This window comes from Ekhidna sp. (genome assembly GCF_963691765.1).
Lineage (GTDB): Bacteria > Bacteroidota > Bacteroidia > Cytophagales > Cyclobacteriaceae > Ekhidna.
The window spans coordinates 2,922,629-2,938,216 of the sequence record NZ_OY829375.1 but is presented as its reverse complement, the minus strand read 5'-3'; the positions used below and the strand labels follow the sequence as shown (position 1 = coordinate 2,938,216).

Sequence of the window (15,588 nt, the reverse complement as noted above, 5' to 3'; positions counted from 1 at the left end):
ACAAAAGTAGACTCTTCTGAGTAAGATGACGTTCCTTGAAGTTTAAGTTTTCAAGGCTCACTTTAACAATAAGGTAACAAACAAAATTTGGCTTTGACAGAAAAAAGCTAACTTTTTTTGGCGTTAATGACATTTCGCACAGAACCATGCTGTTGGAGCAGATCTTTTGCTTCCTGCTTGGATATATTCATTTGATCCATAAGCATCAAAGTTCCACGCTCTACTAGTTTTTCATTGCTTAGCTTCATATCAATCATCTTATTGCCAATGACATGGCCAAGTTGAATCATAGTGCTGGTAGAAATCATATTTAGTACCAGTTTTTGGGCTGTCCCTGCCTTCATGCGGGTACTTCCAGTGACAAACTCCGGCCCGACCAAAACTTCAATGGAAAATTCAGAAACCTGAGCCAATTCTGAGTTTTCATTGCATGTAATGCAGCCAGTTAAAATACCCTCTTCCCTCGCTTTTTTTATTGCTCCAATAACGTAAGGTGTTCTTCCTGAGGCGGCAATTCCAACTACCGTATCATCAATTCCAATATTTAGAGCTTGCAAATCATCCCATCCTTTATCAGAATCGTCCTCTGCAAATTCAACAGCTTTACGAATTGCGCCGTCTCCACCTGCTATGATTCCAACTACTATCCCATGATCCACTCCAAATGTAGGAGGGCATTCTGAGGCATCAACAATTCCAAGTCTACCACTTGTTCCGGCACCGATATAAAAAAGACGTCCTCCTCTTTTCATTCTAGGTACAATTTGACTTACAAGTGCTTCAATCTGTGTGATAGTCTTTTCAACTGCCAGTGGTACAGTCTGATCTTCCTTATTGATATTCTGCAACAACTCGGAAAGACCCATTTTTTCCAGTCCATCATAGTGTGAATCAGACTCTGTTAGCGATTTATTAGTCATAGCGTTGATGATATAAAACTAACCCCGATATTGGTGACTGAACAATGTTTTTTACTACAATTCCAATACTCTGACCGATCTCCCTTAAAATGTCAGAGAAGTAATATGCAATTGATCCTGAGAAATAGAATGGATCGGTTCTATCAATATTTTCCCCGAAAAATGCTTCAAAGAAATCTGTGAAATTATCCGATATAAGCTGGTGAATCTCAGGTTGATTACGGTTTTCAAACACAAACAAAGCGAATGATGCCAAAAAATGATTGGGCTTTGGTTGATTGTATATCCGTTCAATTACATCATGCGATGTTGTGTTGTACCTTTTTTGAAACAACGCTATTAATTCCTCCGAAAATTTTCCTCTGAAAACCCCCTGCATTAATTTCTTTCCTAAATGAGCTCCACTGCCTTCATCACCTAGTACATAGCCCAAGGAGGCACCAACCTTGTTGACAGCTTCACCATCATAGTAACACGCATTAGATCCTGTGCCAAGGATGCAAACATTGCCTTTTTCTTTTCCGCACAATGATCGCGCTACACCAACCAAGTCATTAAATGCGGAGGTGTTTGTTGCAAATTCATCAGTTAAAGCTTTTCTAACTTCTGCTGCTTGTCCATCTGTATCTACACCTGCAGCATAGAGGTATAATGGCATTCCAGCCATTATTTGATCCCCGAATACTTCTTTCATACTAGCGATCAAATCGTTAATATCATGCGTATAGGCATTAAAACCTACCGTTTCAAACTGTGTAATATCCTCACCTTTTACAAGTCTCCATTGAGTTCCTGTACCTCCCGCATCGCCTACTATAAATGTATTTTTTGTCATGGTATGAATTGAATATGATTAATGAATAGGCAGTAATCAACTCTGCATACACTTAGTTAAAATTTCTTCTAATTTCTGCACCAGATGTTCATGAGAAAATTGATCTAGTAACAACTCAGCATCTTTAGATGTCGGTAATCGATCGTTTTCAAAAATATCTTCAATAAACCCTCTAATTCCACCCAGCTCAGAATAAGATAGAATTTCACCAACATCTTTATTATTCATCAAATCCCCCAGGTCACTCTTACGCTCTCCTAATGCAAGAATCAATCTATTCGCTGCAAGGTATTCGTAAAACTTTACGGGCAATATCCATCTTGAATTATCGCTTTTGTTTTGCAACAACAGAAGAACGTTGCATTTTCGATATTCATCCTGAATTGTTTCATGCGGCAGATAGCCCAGGAAGGAAACTTTATGCTTTAGCTGGCTCAATTCATTGATTTCAGCTTTAATAGACTCTGAAATAATGCCACCTATTCTTACTCTTAGTTTATTGGCGAAAACCTGATTTTCTCTACACATTTGATCCAACAAATGCCAAAGCTGACGAGGGTTTCGCATCTCATTTAACATCCCAAAATATCCAATAGTAAAATGAGATTCATTGGGCACCTCCTTGGAAACGTCACTTATCGTAATACCATTATTTAACACTTTAATATTTCCCAGACAAGCGGCCATTCTATTACTGGTGGCAACTGCACAATCAGATTCTTTAAGCACACTTTCTTCCATCCTTTTGTGCATATCCATCACAAATGATGACGTATTCAACTTCTTCAGCACATCCCATTTGCTCCATGGATCTCTGAAGTCGGCGAGCCATTTAACATTGGTAGATCGCTTAACTTTCCTTCCTATCAAATGCATGCTATGAGGAGGGCCTGTGGTTACTACCAAATTGAAACCTTCATTCTTGACCAATTCTATAGCTTTTTTTGAAGCCGGCCCCACCCAAAACCTTCTTGGATCCGGAACCAATAAATTTCCACGCATCCAAATCACAAGCTTGTCTTTGAATGTTTTAGCAGACTTTTCGAGAATTAACCCTTGCTGAACGTTACTCCGATCTTTATTACCGGTTAGCTTATGAAAAAGATCAAATGGCTCCCAAATTGGAATTTTAATAACCGGAATATTTTTTACCCTTTCTTCTAGTTTCTCGTCCTTTAGTTCGAATTGCGGATTTTCTGGTGTCAGCACTGTAGGCTCCCATCCTCTACTTTGCAACTGAAGGGCGAAATTCATCCATCTTTGAACGCCTACACCACCGCTTGGTGGCCAGTAGTATGAAATTATTAGAATTTTGCGGTTAAGTTCCATTAGCTGAAGCAAATCAACACAAATCAATCTACTCAGAGAAGCGTCTTTTTGATAAGATTTTTTATTTGCTCTTCATCATCGGGCTCAAACCAGTGAATGTCATCGTATTTTTTAAACCATGTCAGCTGCCTTTTGGCGTATCTTCTGCTATTCCTTTTTAGTAGTCGGACAGCTTCTTCAAAATCATATTCTTCAGACATAAAGCCATAAATCTCCGAATAACCTACTGTCTGAAGTGCATTATGATTACGGTACACATGTAATTCCTCAGCTTCTTTTAAAAGACCATTATCAAGCATAACATCCATTCGCTCATTTATTCTTGAAAAGAGTACTTCACGATCCATATTCAAACCAATTTTAATATTTTGATATGGAAGTTCCCTTTCTTCTTTAATTCGGAATGAAGAAAATGGCTTGCCAGTTTCTCGTATCACTTCTAAAGCTCTAATTATTCTTTGCCCATTGTTCTGATCTACAATGTCAAAATATTCTGGATCCTTTTCTTTCAATTCAGATAAAAGGCGAACCAGCCCATCTCTACTCAACTCTTCATTTAAAGTTTTTCGAATCTCAGGTTTCACAGACGGCATCTCATCAAATCCTTCCCAAAGTGCTTTTAGATATAATCCCGAGCCTCCAACAGCTATAACAAACTGATTTTTTTCATGCAATTCAGCAATTTTTTTTGTCGCATCTCTCCCAAATTCACCAGCACTATAAAGTGTATCAATTGAATGAGAATCAATAAAATGATGGGGTACAGCTTTTAGTTCTTCAGAAGACGGTTTAGCAGTTCCTATGGACATTTCCTTGTAGAATTGTCTAGAATCTGCGGACACAATTTCAGTGCTCAGCCATTGAGCCAATTTTATTGCAAGTGCAGTCTTTCCAACCGCAGTAGGCCCTACAATAGAAATTAATATTGGTTTGCTCGATTTAGTCATCTTTTGTAATTGCTAAAATGCCTAATTTTATTCGATATGGCAGAAGTGGAAAATGATATCGATGAGCTGAAAAAGAAAATTGCCAATCTCCAGGGACAATTGGACAATACACAGCGAGACTATTATACGCTCGTTGAAAAAACCAATCAAAACTTGAAGGACCTGTTTGACAATTCTAATGACCTAATTACCATTTTTAGGAAAACAGGAGAAATACGTTTTGCTAATGAGGCTGTTAAAAACAAGCTATCCTACACAGAGGATGAAATCACTGATCTGAAATTTCTTGAGGTTGTGCATCCTGACTATCGAAGGGGTGCCTTGCAAAACATCCTAAAAATTACCGCTGGAAGCAGATTCGAGAGGTTTGAAACTGTATTAATTTCCAAAACAGGAAAAAACATCTATGTTACAGGCAAGCTGACATCAGTTTTCGAAAACGATGAGCCAGTAGAATATCGCTGTGTATTTTATGATATTACTGAGCGTATCAGAGCAGAAAGTGCGCAGAGTCTCTACTATCAAATCGCGAACATCACGATTACTGAGAATGACCTAGAACAGCTATATAAAAACATATACCATCAGCTGAATCAAATGCTGAAGGTTCAGAACTTTCATATTTCGTTAAAAGAAGGCAAAGAATACAGACAGATTTTTTGCATCAACGAGAAATCTGATTCATCTGAATTTTCTTTCGACGTTGATCATAAGCTCATGGAGTATACCGTACAGCGTGATCGTTCACTGATTGTCTACAGCGATGGCATAGAAAAAATAAGCGAACAACTAGGGATCAAATTCAAGGATCCGATACCTAAAATATGGCTGGGAATAATAATCAGGACTGCCTCAGAAATGGGAGTTATGTCCATATGCAGTTATAATGATCAAAGTGCTTTCAACAACAAAGACTTAGAACTTCTAGATTATATCGGTGGACAGATTAGTCTGGCCATGGAGCGACAGCATAAGGAGGAAAAAATCGAAAACCAAGCTGCAACTCTAGGTGCTATATTTGATAGTAGTACACACGAAATTTGGTCTGTAGATAAAGACTTTAGGTTTACGTCATTTAACCAAAACTATGAAGTTGCATTCAAGAGGTACTATGGCCAAAAACCCAAAATAGGTGTTAGTCTTAAAGAAGTCTCAAAGGATCTTTCCAAAGAAGTAGAAGGATTTTGGTCTTCCAAATACGATGAAGCATTCACCGGAAAGTTCATAAACTTTCAAACTAACAACTTTGACAAATCGGGGAAAATGGTTTGGCGGGATGTGTTTGTGAACCCTATTTTCCTGCACAATGGACGAATTGAAGAACTCTCCATTATAGCGAACGACATTACTGAAAAAAAAGAATCAGAGAGTGCGATTATAGCTAGTGAGGAGAAATTCAGAACCATTTTCGAATCTTTTCAGGACATCTATTTCAGATGTGACACAGATGGCATCTTAACAATGATCAGCCCTTCTGTTCAAGAAGTACTTGGTTATGAGCCTAAAAATGTCATCAATACAAACGTGATGGACTATGCGGTAAAAGCTAGGCAAGTATTAGAAATTGGAAGAAGGATAGACAAAGAGCAGCGAATAAGAAACGTCGAAGGTGCATTAAAAACCTTTGATGGGAATACTCTTCAGTTTTTCTTCAACATTCGGGTAATCAATAAGGAAGATGGCTCTGCTGAAATAGAAGGTGTGGCAAGAGATATTTCCAAATTGAAAGAAACCAATGAGGAGTTAAAAAGAGCAAAAGATATGGCAGAACGTTCGCTTAAAATTAAGGAACGGTTTCTGGCAAATATGAGTCACGAGATTCGTACACCAATGAATGGCATCATAGGTATGATTGACTTGCTTGCGAGCACCACATTGGATTTAGAACAATCTGAATATGTGAAGACAATCAACAAGTCATCACAGACCTTACTTAACATTCTCAATGATATTCTTGACTTATCCAAGATCGAAGCAGGTAAAATGGATCTGCGACAACAGCCACTTCACTTAATTAAGACCATTGAGAAAGTTTATGACCTCTTCTCTCAGCAAGCATCATCTAAGGACAACAACCTTTTTTATCACATCGATGAAAAGATCCCAGAATGGATTTTGGGAGACGAAACACGCCTGATTCAAGTGTTATCTAACCTTACATCGAACGCTATTAAGTTCAGTGAAAGCAAGGGCAACATTAACATGAGTATTCGTTTGGTTAAAAAGCGTGGCAAACAGTTCATTTTTAAGGTTGCGATTAAAGATTCTGGGATTGGCATTTCAGAAGAAGATCAAAAAAGTCTTTTTCAAAGCTTCCACCAACTCGACAATAGTAGCTCGAAGAATTTTGGAGGTACGGGACTTGGGCTTGCTATTTCTCGGGAATTGGTAAAATCCATGCAAGGTGAAATTGGGGTAGTTTCTACACCCGGCTTAGGAAGCACCTTTTGGTTCACATTTATGGGGCAAGAAGTTTCTCCTGATGAAATCAAGACAATTCAGCCAGACAAACCTTTCACGAAAGAATTTACTGGAAAACAACCTAAGATTCTATTGGTAGATGACAATGACGTAAATCGCAAAGTAGCGAGCAGTATTATGCTAAAGTCGGGCTGTCAAGTAGATGAGGCTTATGACGGATTTCATGCTATTGAAAAGGTTAAATCAGAAAAGTACGACCTCATCTTTATGGACATCCAGATGCCTAAGATGGATGGGATTAAAGCAACGAATGAAGTTAGAAAGCTCAAGCATGGTGGTAATACCCCAATCATTGCTATGACTGCCTACTCCATGGAAGAAGATCGAGAAAGATTTCTGAATGCTGGGCTCGATGATTACCTAGCCAAACCCATAAAAGCTGAAATGCTTATTGATAAAATCAAAAAATGGGTTGACTTCAAACCAATTGAAGTTTCCATCGAAGCATTCGTAGAAAAAACAGAAGATTTAGCGATTAATCAAAACACGTTAAATCAGCTTGCTAAGTTTGGCGGTCAAGAACTAATTGAAGCAACCTTGATAGAATTTGAACAAGAAGCCACTGACTTGGTTAGCAATACTGAAGCGTTTTTGAAGAAGAAGCAGTACGATAAGATGAAAGGGGAATTGCATACCTTAAAGGGGAACGCAGGAACTCTTGGAATAGAAAAATTATCTAAACAAGCTGCGAATATTGAAAAACGATTAAAAGAAAATAAATTTGAGGGACTGGAAAGTCAGGTACAACATCTGAGGACGTTGTTCCAAGAATTCAAAGAGAGTAGCCAAAACCTATTAGTCACCGATGAGTAAAAAAATAATAGTTGCTGAAGATAGCAGTGTGATCCAAAATCTAACCAAGAAGATTCTATCTCAATTAAATTATGAGATCTCTTCTGTTAAGAATGGACAACAAGTGCTTGATCTGCTTGCAAAGGACGAATTTGGATTAGTCCTTTTGGATATTCACATGCCAGTTATGGATGGAATGGAGTGTGCAAAACAAATAAGAAGCGCACCTGGTGTCAATCAAAATATTCCAATTGTGGCCATAACAGGAAATGCGAATAACTATACAATGGAAGACTTTGAACAAGTCGGCATAAATGCCTTTATACCAAAGCCACTTAACTATGATTCTGTGGTAGAAATGGTGAAAAAATATACGGATGACGATTAAGTACACCAATCACTTTCTGAATAAGTTAGAAGACATCATGTCTGAAACTGACTACATTCTTAGATATGAAAAAGGAAATTTTCAATCAGGATATTGTATTCTAAATGAAAGTAAGGTTGCTGTTGTTAATAAATTTTTTGCCCTTGAGGGAAAGGTTAATAGCCTAATCGAAATAATTAGATCTATTAAAATAGACACTACTCGTCTAAGCGAAAACAATAAGAAGTTATACTCAGAGATCACTAATAATCAACTCCAGCTGTGAAGGTTATTTTTCTTGGCACTGGTACGTCTCAGGGAGTGCCCGTTATTGGTTGTAAGTGCAAAGTATGCACCTCTATTGATCATCGTGACAACCGATTGCGTTCCTCAATCTTTGTTCAATATGGCGATCTGAATATAGTTGTAGATACAGGACCGGATTTTAGACAACAAATGCTTCGAGCTAGGATCAACAAACTTGATGCGGTCCTTTTCACACATTCTCATAAGGACCACACTGCAGGGATGGACGATATCAGAAGCTACAATTTTCTTCAAAAACGAGACATGCCCGTATACGCAACTGAATTTACTTTGGAGCGATTGAAAGAGGAATTTTCATACATTTTTGCTGAAAAAAAATACCCAGGAGTCCCTCAGATAGCTACGAATGCCATTACTAAAGAACCATTTGAAGTAAATGGTCAAAGAATCATCCCTATTGAAGTAATGCATTACAAAATGCCTGTACTTGGCTTTCGATTTGGTGATTTCACCTATATCACCGATGCAAATTACATTTCTGATGAGGAAAAGGAGAAAATCAAGGGATCAAAAGTCATTGTGTTGAATGCTTTGCAAAAAAAACAGCATATAAGTCACTATTCGTTGAGCGAAGCATTAGAGGTATTACAAGAACTGAATCCTGAAAAAGCTTATTTAACTCACATCGGCCACTTTATGGGCCTTCACTCTGAAGTAAGCAACGAACTCCCTGAAAATATTGAAATTGCCTGGGATGGATTAGAATTGACAATTGATTGATCTTGTCATGTTTCACAATCATTTTTTTCTGAAACGGTTAGCTCCTGAGCTTGAAGAGTCTTTAAAAGGACTTCTCCTATTGGCATGCTTCTCTCAAAATAAAGATGAACTAATTCTAATTTTTGGGAATCAAGAAAAAGAGTTTGTGCTAAGGGCCAACCTCGATCCGAATGTATCCCTTTTATCATTTCCTCATGAATTTGCGCGAGCTGGCAAGAACAGCGTTGACCTTTTCCAAGATCTACTCGAAAAAGAAGTGATTGGAGTTAAGATTTTCCAATTCGAAAGATCTTTTCAAATTGTATTCAATGATGAGGCGCTCATTTTCAAAATGCATGCCAGAAGAGGCAATATTTTGCATGAGAAGAATGGTGAAGTTGTTAACCTTTTTAGAAAAAGCTTGGCATCAGATTTCGAACTTATCCCCTCAGATTTAAACAAAGAGTTGGATATATCGAAGCAAAATTTTGAAACATGTAATCAGAGTCCAACGCATCTTATTCCGGCATTAGGCAAAGAGGTTAAAATCTATCTGGAGAATAGCTTATTCTATGAGCTGCCTGCAGATAAGAAATGGGATCACTTCAACTCCTTGCTAGAGAAACTAGATAGCAATCCAATATTTCTTCATGAAGGTCCATCAATAAGCCTGCTCGAAGAAAGCGATAACAAGTTGAATAGTGCCATAGAAGCAAGCAACTGGCTTTACAATAAAACCGTCCGCAGTTTCTACTTTGAAAAAGAAAAAGCAGAAGGAATCAACAAGCTGAAACAGAAAATAAAAAAATCGGAAAGCTACATTTCAAAGACCAACATTAAACTCTCTCAAGTAGAGAATGCAAGAAGTCCAGAGGAAGTTGCAAATATTTTAATGGCCAATCTAAACAGTTTACAAACAGGCCTTTCTAAAGCCGTACTTTACGATTTTTATACAGATAAGCCAATAGAAATAAAGCTAAATCGTGAATTAAGCCCTCAAAAAAACGCCGAATCTCTTTATAGGAAAGCTAAGAATAGGCATCAGGAAATTGATACCTTAAAAGAAAACATTGAAGTCAAAGAGAAACTTATTGATAAGCTTAGTCGTCAAATACTCCACCTACAGGAAATTAATGATGTAAAAGAGCTTAGAAGGTATTTGAAGGATCATGGACTTGGCAGGAAAGAAAAAGCCAAGATCGAGCACCTCCCTTATCATGAATTTGAATTCGAAGGTTGGCAAATTTTTCTTGGGAAAAACGCTAAGGCCAATGACGAACTAACGCTAAAAGTTGCAAACAAAAATGATCTATGGCTTCATGCAAAAGATGTTGCTGGATCTCATGTGATAATTAGACAAAAGCCTGGACAAAATTTCCCTATAAAGGTAATTGAGGCAGCTGCAGCTTTAGCAGCTGCCAACTCTAAAAGAAAAACAGACTCCCTGTGTCCAGTAATCTACACTTTGAAAAAATTCGTCAGAAAAGTTAAGGGGGCTCCTGCTGGACAAGTGATCGTGGAAAAAGAGGAAATTGTTTTGGTAGAACCTTCCTCTCTATAAATAATATTTAAGTATCTATTCTTTCAAAAAAGCATTCTACATTCGCTGTCCAATAGTTGCTAATTATGTCTACACTCGAACTTATCGGCTGGCTTGGAGCTGGATGTCTTTTGATCGGATTTGCTTTGAACATATTTCAAAAAATCCATGCTGAATCAAATACTTACCTGTTGCTTAACCTAATTGGATCCTTGCTCCTTCTATACAATGCATATATGAATGGTGCATTCCCTTTTGTCGCAGTAAACTTTGTTTGGGTTGTTTTTTCCGCATTTAAGCTTATTCAAATGAAGTTAAAACCTTGATAATGGAAGGCAGCAATCGCAGTAACATTAAAATTGGCCTTGAAGTGTCTGTTGTTCAAAAACACCATCAGCGCTCTGGGGAGTTAACAAATGGAATCGTTAAAAAAATCCTTACAAAATCTTCTAGTCATCCGCATGGAATTAAAGTAATGTTAGAAGACGGTATTGTAGGAAGAGTTAAGAAGATTTTATAAAAAATAGACTTTTCAAAAAAACCCTTCATCGTTTTATACGCTTGTTGGTCGATTCTGTATTCATTTCCGTCTTATAAAAAAAACGAAGGACTTCTACACGGTATATATTAGTGATCAAGTACCACTAATTAACCATAAATCAACCATGAGCTTTCAAGTCAGCTGTTTTTTAATCTTGTCACTTTTCGCATCAGAATTATTCGCTCAAGATAACACCAAGCATAAAAAGAAAATTTACAAAGACGATGAGGGTAAAGTCTACGTAAACAAGGCACTACCTGTTTACCTCAGCGTCTCCACAGATAGGGAAGGAAGCGACAGTGAGATCCTAGAAGGGAAAACTCCAAAATATAGTAGCCCCATGTATCTCGATTCAGAGGGATACAATACGATCCGCTCGCCATGGCAGGTAGATCCAGAAACAAAAGAAGTTGTTTACCCAAAAGCAGAAGTAATATTTGAACTATATGCCGATAGTAAGCCGCCAGTTACCAGTATTGATTATGAATCTGAAAAGCTTTCCAATATGGATGGAAAAGTCATTATGCAAGCAGGGAATGTTTCTTTGTCATCAAGTGACGAAACTTCTGGGATTGAAGCAATTTATTATTCAATGGACAATGGAGCATTTACCAAGTATACGAGTCCAATAAGTCTTGCAGATGAAAAAACTTCAATCATTAAATACTATTCTGTGGATAATGTAGGAAATGTAGAAGAGGTATCATCGGTTACGGTGATGATTGACAATTCAGCACCAGTCAGTACACTATCAATAGATGGTGATAAATCAGAAGATGTACTTTCGGCAAGATCTACGATTTTGCTTGCATCTAAAGACAATAACACAGTAAATCCAAAAATTTTCTACACAATCGATGAAGGAAGAACCTACTCATATTCAAAACCCATTGCCATAGCAAATCTTAGCGAGGGAGAGCATACGGTTACATATTTTGCTTCAGATGATGTAGACAATAGTGAAGAAAAGAAAACATACGCATTCTTTCTTGATAAATCAGCACCTCGAGTAATTGATGAAATTATTGGTAACACGTTTATTGCGAACGGAAAAGAATACTATTCAGGAAGAACAAAACTTAAGCTTGTCGCCATGGATAATAAAGCTGGTGTTAAGGATATTCAGTACTCCATTAACGGTGGTGAGTTCAAATTATATGAAAGTCCGTTCTATCTGACTGAACCAGGAAACCTAAATATTGAAGTTTTGGTAATGGACAAGGTTAACAATAGAATAAGAACAACTGAATTTTCGGATAAAAACAACCTAATTAGCTATGTAGACCTTGCAGGTCCGAATTTAAGAAGCTCAGTTTCCGGACCATCATTTATCGTGAAGGACACGACCTATATCTCTAAGGAAACAAAAATTAGATTAAGAGGAACTGATGATGATTCAGGATTTAAAGAAATCGACTATCAAGTAGACAATGGGTCTTCTGTGACGTACAGTGAGCCGTTCAGTATTGAATCAGATGGATTCCATAGCGTGACCTATAATGGTTATGATAATCTTTCTAACTCAAGTACAGAAACATTTATCTGCATTGTGGATAATAAAGGCCCTGAGGTATATAACAGGTTTAGTATAAACAGTAACAAACAAAAAGATGTCGATGGACAAACTGTACCAGTTTATCCTCCACATGTAGTTTTATTCCTTTCGTCAACAGATAAAGGCGCAGGGCTGGATAAAATTAGCTATCAAGTAAACGGTGGTTCGAAGCTTCCATACAGAAGCTTAATTGAGAACTTTAGAAAGAATACACTTTACAAAATCAATGTAATTGTCGTAGACAAGCTGGGTAATGAAAATCAGGAGGAAATCTCCTTCTATATTGAATGATGAATATTAAATTTGAACATGCTTAATTTAAGAAAGTCGACATTTTTATGTGTTGCCTTCTTTTGCATCGCCACATACATCACCGCACAAGAGTTAAGTAGTGAAGCCTCCAATCAGGTAGAAAAGTATGAGCAAGCGCTTCAGAAGGCACTGGAGGAGTCTAAGTTTGATAATGCCGCCGGTGTATGTGGAAAAATCGCCTACATCTATTGGAACAACAGAAAATTCGACGATGCCATATCATTTTTTGAGCAGTCAATCACCTACAATGAGAAAGTAGGTAATAAGAATGGAATTAAAACTGCGTATTTCAACCTCGGACTCGTTCGAATAGATAATGAACAATATAATGAAGCGCTAGTCGCATTTGATTCTGGTGTATCTCTCGCCAAAGAATTAAATCAAAAGAATTATGTTCTTTCTGGGCTTATCAATGCTTCATCAGTAAGTCAAAGTCTTGGAAAAAATCAAGAAGCTATTGACTTAGCACTTGAAGCGCTAGCAATTGCTCAGGAATTGGAAGATATCAATCTAACAAAACGATCTTACGGAATACTCTATGAGTGCTATCAAGCGTTAGGAAACTCTGAAAAATCTATTGAATATTTTGATTTATATTCAACTCTAGATCGGTTCCTCCGCGACGAGCAAGCAAAGAAAATTCAATCTGAATCACAACAGAAAGTTGCTGCAATTGCTAGCGAAAAAGCAAAGACCGACCGAGAATTAGAAAATAGTAATCAGCAACTTCAATTTGCTCAAGATTCACTTCATAGAGCACAAGAGATTGCAGAGCGCCAAAGACTGCAATTGAAATTAAATGAAGTGACTTTACGGGAACAGCAAGCCCAGTTAGAAAAAGAAAGGTTACTTAGAAATGGCCTAATTACCATCATTGCGCTGACCCTGACCTTCATCATTATCCTTTACGTCCAGTATCGTCAAAAGAAGCGTAAAAACATTCTTCTAGCCGAACAGAAGGAAGAAATAGAAAAACAAGGAAGCTATCTATCCATTAAGAACGAGGAGCTATCTGCAGTAAACAAAGAGAAGAATTTGATGATGAGTATGGTAGCTCATGATCTGAAAAAGCCAATTAACGACTTGACTTCTCTTTCTCAAATCTTAGAGCAATACAAGGATAAATTGCCAGAAGATTTTAATCACTTAGTTAGCGTTCTCAAGAAATCTTCTGGTGGATATCGTGACATGGTTCATAAAATCCTCGATGCTGGCGCCATAGAGAGTCGTAAGCTAAATGTCGTTGAAGAGAAACTTTTAATTAAAGACGTTCTGGCAGATAATGTTGAATCACAGAGCCTTCCAGCATCTGAAAAGAACATCTCATTTGATCTTTCAGAAATTCCAGAAGAGACTTTCATAAGAGGAGATAAAATCTACTTGACCCAAGCGATTGAAAACGTACTTTATAATGCTGTGAAGTATTCCCCAGAAAAGTCTACCATCTACCTTGGAGCTCAGAGAAGTAATGGGTCACATGAAATTTTCATTAGAGATGAAGGCCCTGGAATGGATAAAGAAGATCTCACCTACTTGTTTGAAACCTTTAGGCCGCTCAAAAACGGAGATCTTGAATCAACAGGGCTTGGTCTAACTATCTCTCAGAAGTACATTGAAGCCATGAATGGTAAAATTAGATGCGAAAGTGAAGTTGGGAATGGAACTACATTCTTTTTAGCGCTTCCTACTTGGAAAGATTAAATATCAAAACCCTATTATTCACGCCTTATTGCTTCTACTGGATCAAGCTTTGAAGCTTTCATTGCTGGATAAGTGCCAAAGACAATTCCTACCAATATCGCTACAGACATGATTACAAGTAGCGTGTCTAGCGTATAAGCCGCTTCAAAAGGCATCTCCGTTAAGTGCTTAACTATTGGCACAGCTACCAGAGTAAAAAGTACTCCAAGAAGAAGCCCAAGAAAACTGCCAATAAAACTTATGCTTAAAGACTCCGATAAAAATTGGAGTACTATGTCTTTCCTTTTTGCACCGACAGCTTTTCTGACACCAATTTCAGCGGTACGTTCCGTAACCGATATCAAGAGTACATTCATCACACCGATCCCACCAACAAGTACTGAGATCCCAACAATGAGTCCCATGATTATTCGAAAAACTAGAAACCCTTGATTCGCTTGCTTTACTCGAAAACCATTGGTAACAACACTGAAGTCTTCATTGTCGGATCCAAACTTATTGTCAATGAATTTTTTCGCCTCGTCTTCAACTTTGGGAACGTCTTCAACAGATGATGCAATCAATATTAGATTTGGAGGTTTATTCATCAACTGTTCCTCTGATATCAATGATATAGGACACAATATCTCAAGGTTTGATGAAGGTGTATCCACAATCCCAACTATGTTGTAATCCACTTCTTTGAACTTAATATTTCCGTAAGAAGCCTTATCTAAAGTATCTATTTCAAGGGCTAATGCCAGTTCTTTTGAAATCAACACATTGGTTTTCTTTTCCAATAAGTCTTCCAACGTCAAAAACCTTCCTGAAACCTGAACATATCTTTCACTTTTTGTATCTACAATTCCTGTAAGTAGCACCCCCCTTTCTGTTGTGTCGTTTGTATCAATAAATCCGGATTCACGATACCTTAGATGCCCCTCAACATCCGGTAACTCTTCCATGATTTCTCTGAAAGTCTCGTAATTAAAGTATTCAAAATGCTCTTTACGTACAGAGATGTTATCAACTCTTTTTGTAGTAATTGAAGTAACCATAATACTTTCAAGAGATGTAGTCTTTGAAATCTGATCATGAGCATACTTTTCCATTCCATCAATCAATGAAAGTATGGCTACTAGAGCACCAACTCCGATGACCATACCCAGCACAGACAAAAGCGTGTGAAATAAATTGCTTTTAGCGTTATGAAATGCAGTTTTAAAGGTGTGGATGATGTTTAGCATATTACCATGATGTTAC

General features: G+C 37.5%; 14 protein-coding genes. 9 read left to right on the top strand and 5 right to left on the bottom strand.

Translation table 11 applies throughout. From position 1 onward, the window contains the following. Positions 1-107: 107 nt before the first annotated feature. The 4 genes from murQ to miaA are packed head-to-tail and all read right to left on the bottom strand — an operon-like array spanning position 108 to position 4,031. Entirely contained in the window at positions 108-920 is an 813-nt protein-coding gene (gene murQ / locus ACY650_RS13370; protein WP_462248135.1) for an N-acetylmuramic acid 6-phosphate etherase, read from the bottom strand. Beyond that, positions 913-1,755 carry a hypothetical protein gene (locus ACY650_RS13365; protein WP_462248134.1) on the bottom strand — a complete coding sequence of 281 codons (843 nt, stop codon included), beginning with the start codon at positions 1,753-1,755 and terminating at the stop codon, positions 913-915. The genes murQ and ACY650_RS13365 overlap by 8 nt, the downstream gene beginning before the upstream one ends. A gap of 36 nt (positions 1,756-1,791) precedes the next feature. Continuing rightward, positions 1,792-3,084 carry a glycosyltransferase family protein gene (locus ACY650_RS13360; RefSeq protein ID WP_462248133.1) on the bottom strand — a complete coding sequence of 431 codons (1,293 nt, stop codon included), beginning with the start codon at positions 3,082-3,084 and terminating at the stop codon, positions 1,792-1,794. 32 nt (positions 3,085-3,116) lie between these two features. Then, entirely contained in the window at positions 3,117-4,031 is a 915-nt protein-coding gene (gene miaA / locus ACY650_RS13355) for a tRNA (adenosine(37)-N6)-dimethylallyltransferase MiaA (protein ID WP_462248132.1), read from the bottom strand. Positions 4,032-4,067: 36 nt separating this feature from the next. Here miaA and ACY650_RS13350 point away from each other — a divergent pair, with 36 nt between their 5' ends. From ACY650_RS13350 to ACY650_RS13310, 9 genes are all read left to right on the top strand, one after another. Next, on the top strand, positions 4,068-7,325 hold the full coding sequence (locus ACY650_RS13350) for a PAS domain S-box protein (protein WP_462248131.1): 3,258 nt from the start codon (positions 4,068-4,070) through the stop codon (positions 7,323-7,325). Beyond that, positions 7,318-7,692 carry a response regulator gene (locus ACY650_RS13345; protein ID WP_462248130.1) on the top strand — a complete coding sequence of 125 codons (375 nt, stop codon included), beginning with the start codon at positions 7,318-7,320 and terminating at the stop codon, positions 7,690-7,692. The genes ACY650_RS13350 and ACY650_RS13345 overlap by 8 nt, the downstream gene beginning before the upstream one ends. Then, positions 7,682-7,957: a hypothetical protein gene (locus ACY650_RS13340; RefSeq protein ID WP_462248129.1), complete on the top strand. Its 276-nt coding sequence runs from the start codon at positions 7,682-7,684 to the stop codon at positions 7,955-7,957. The genes ACY650_RS13345 and ACY650_RS13340 overlap by 11 nt, the downstream gene beginning before the upstream one ends. Continuing rightward, positions 7,954-8,718, top strand: a complete 765-nt coding sequence (locus ACY650_RS13335) for an MBL fold metallo-hydrolase (protein WP_462248128.1) — start codon at positions 7,954-7,956, stop codon at positions 8,716-8,718. The genes ACY650_RS13340 and ACY650_RS13335 overlap by 4 nt, the downstream gene beginning before the upstream one ends. A 7-nt stretch (positions 8,719-8,725) precedes the next feature. After that, positions 8,726-10,258, top strand: coding sequence for an NFACT RNA binding domain-containing protein (locus ACY650_RS13330; RefSeq protein ID WP_462248127.1), 1,533 nt, complete (start codon positions 8,726-8,728; stop codon positions 10,256-10,258). A gap of 65 nt (positions 10,259-10,323) precedes the next feature. Then, positions 10,324-10,563, top strand: a complete 240-nt coding sequence (locus tag ACY650_RS13325) for a CBU_0592 family membrane protein (RefSeq protein WP_462248126.1) — start codon at positions 10,324-10,326, stop codon at positions 10,561-10,563. A gap of 2 nt (positions 10,564-10,565) precedes the next feature. Then, the gene (locus ACY650_RS13320; RefSeq protein ID WP_462248125.1) at positions 10,566-10,757 is read left to right on the top strand and encodes a YwbE family protein; all 192 of its coding nucleotides are present in this window, start codon (positions 10,566-10,568) and stop codon (positions 10,755-10,757) included. A gap of 145 nt (positions 10,758-10,902) precedes the next feature. Next, positions 10,903-12,624: a chitobiase/beta-hexosaminidase C-terminal domain-containing protein gene (locus ACY650_RS13315; RefSeq protein ID WP_462248124.1), complete on the top strand. Its 1,722-nt coding sequence runs from the start codon at positions 10,903-10,905 to the stop codon at positions 12,622-12,624. An 18-nt stretch (positions 12,625-12,642) separates the two neighbouring features. Beyond that, the gene (locus ACY650_RS13310) at positions 12,643-14,346 is read left to right on the top strand and encodes a tetratricopeptide repeat-containing sensor histidine kinase (protein ID WP_462248123.1); all 1,704 of its coding nucleotides are present in this window, start codon (positions 12,643-12,645) and stop codon (positions 14,344-14,346) included. Positions 14,347-14,360: 14 nt separating this feature from the next. Here the strand turns inward: ACY650_RS13310 and ACY650_RS13305 are convergent, their stop codons facing one another. Further along, entirely contained in the window at positions 14,361-15,572 is a 1,212-nt protein-coding gene (locus tag ACY650_RS13305; protein ID WP_462248122.1) for an ABC transporter permease, read from the bottom strand. Positions 15,573-15,588: the final 16 nt, after the last annotated feature.

Bases quoted from the DNA above. Each gene is read 5' to 3' on its own strand.
- murQ (WP_462248135.1), bottom strand. From the start codon at position 920: ATGACTAATAAATCGCTAACAGAGTCTGATTCACACTATGATGGACTG.
- ACY650_RS13365 (WP_462248134.1), bottom strand. From the start codon at position 1,755: ATGACAAAAAATACATTTATAGTAGGCGATGCGGGAGGTACAGGAACT.
- ACY650_RS13360 (WP_462248133.1), bottom strand. From the start codon at position 3,084: ATGGAACTTAACCGCAAAATTCTAATAATTTCATACTACTGGCCACCA.
- miaA (WP_462248132.1), bottom strand. From the start codon at position 4,031: ATGACTAAATCGAGCAAACCAATATTAATTTCTATTGTAGGGCCTACT.
- ACY650_RS13350 (WP_462248131.1), top strand. From the start codon at position 4,068: ATGGCAGAAGTGGAAAATGATATCGATGAGCTGAAAAAGAAAATTGCC.
- ACY650_RS13345 (WP_462248130.1), top strand. From the start codon at position 7,318: ATGAGTAAAAAAATAATAGTTGCTGAAGATAGCAGTGTGATCCAAAAT.
- ACY650_RS13340 (WP_462248129.1), top strand. From the start codon at position 7,682: ATGACGATTAAGTACACCAATCACTTTCTGAATAAGTTAGAAGACATC.
- ACY650_RS13330 (WP_462248127.1), top strand. From the start codon at position 8,726: ATGTTTCACAATCATTTTTTTCTGAAACGGTTAGCTCCTGAGCTTGAA.
- ACY650_RS13325 (WP_462248126.1), top strand. From the start codon at position 10,324: ATGTCTACACTCGAACTTATCGGCTGGCTTGGAGCTGGATGTCTTTTG.
- ACY650_RS13320 (WP_462248125.1), top strand. From the start codon at position 10,566: ATGGAAGGCAGCAATCGCAGTAACATTAAAATTGGCCTTGAAGTGTCT.
- ACY650_RS13315 (WP_462248124.1), top strand. From the start codon at position 10,903: ATGAGCTTTCAAGTCAGCTGTTTTTTAATCTTGTCACTTTTCGCATCA.
- ACY650_RS13310 (WP_462248123.1), top strand. From the start codon at position 12,643: ATGCTTAATTTAAGAAAGTCGACATTTTTATGTGTTGCCTTCTTTTGC.
- ACY650_RS13305 (WP_462248122.1), bottom strand. From the start codon at position 15,572: ATGCTAAACATCATCCACACCTTTAAAACTGCATTTCATAACGCTAAA.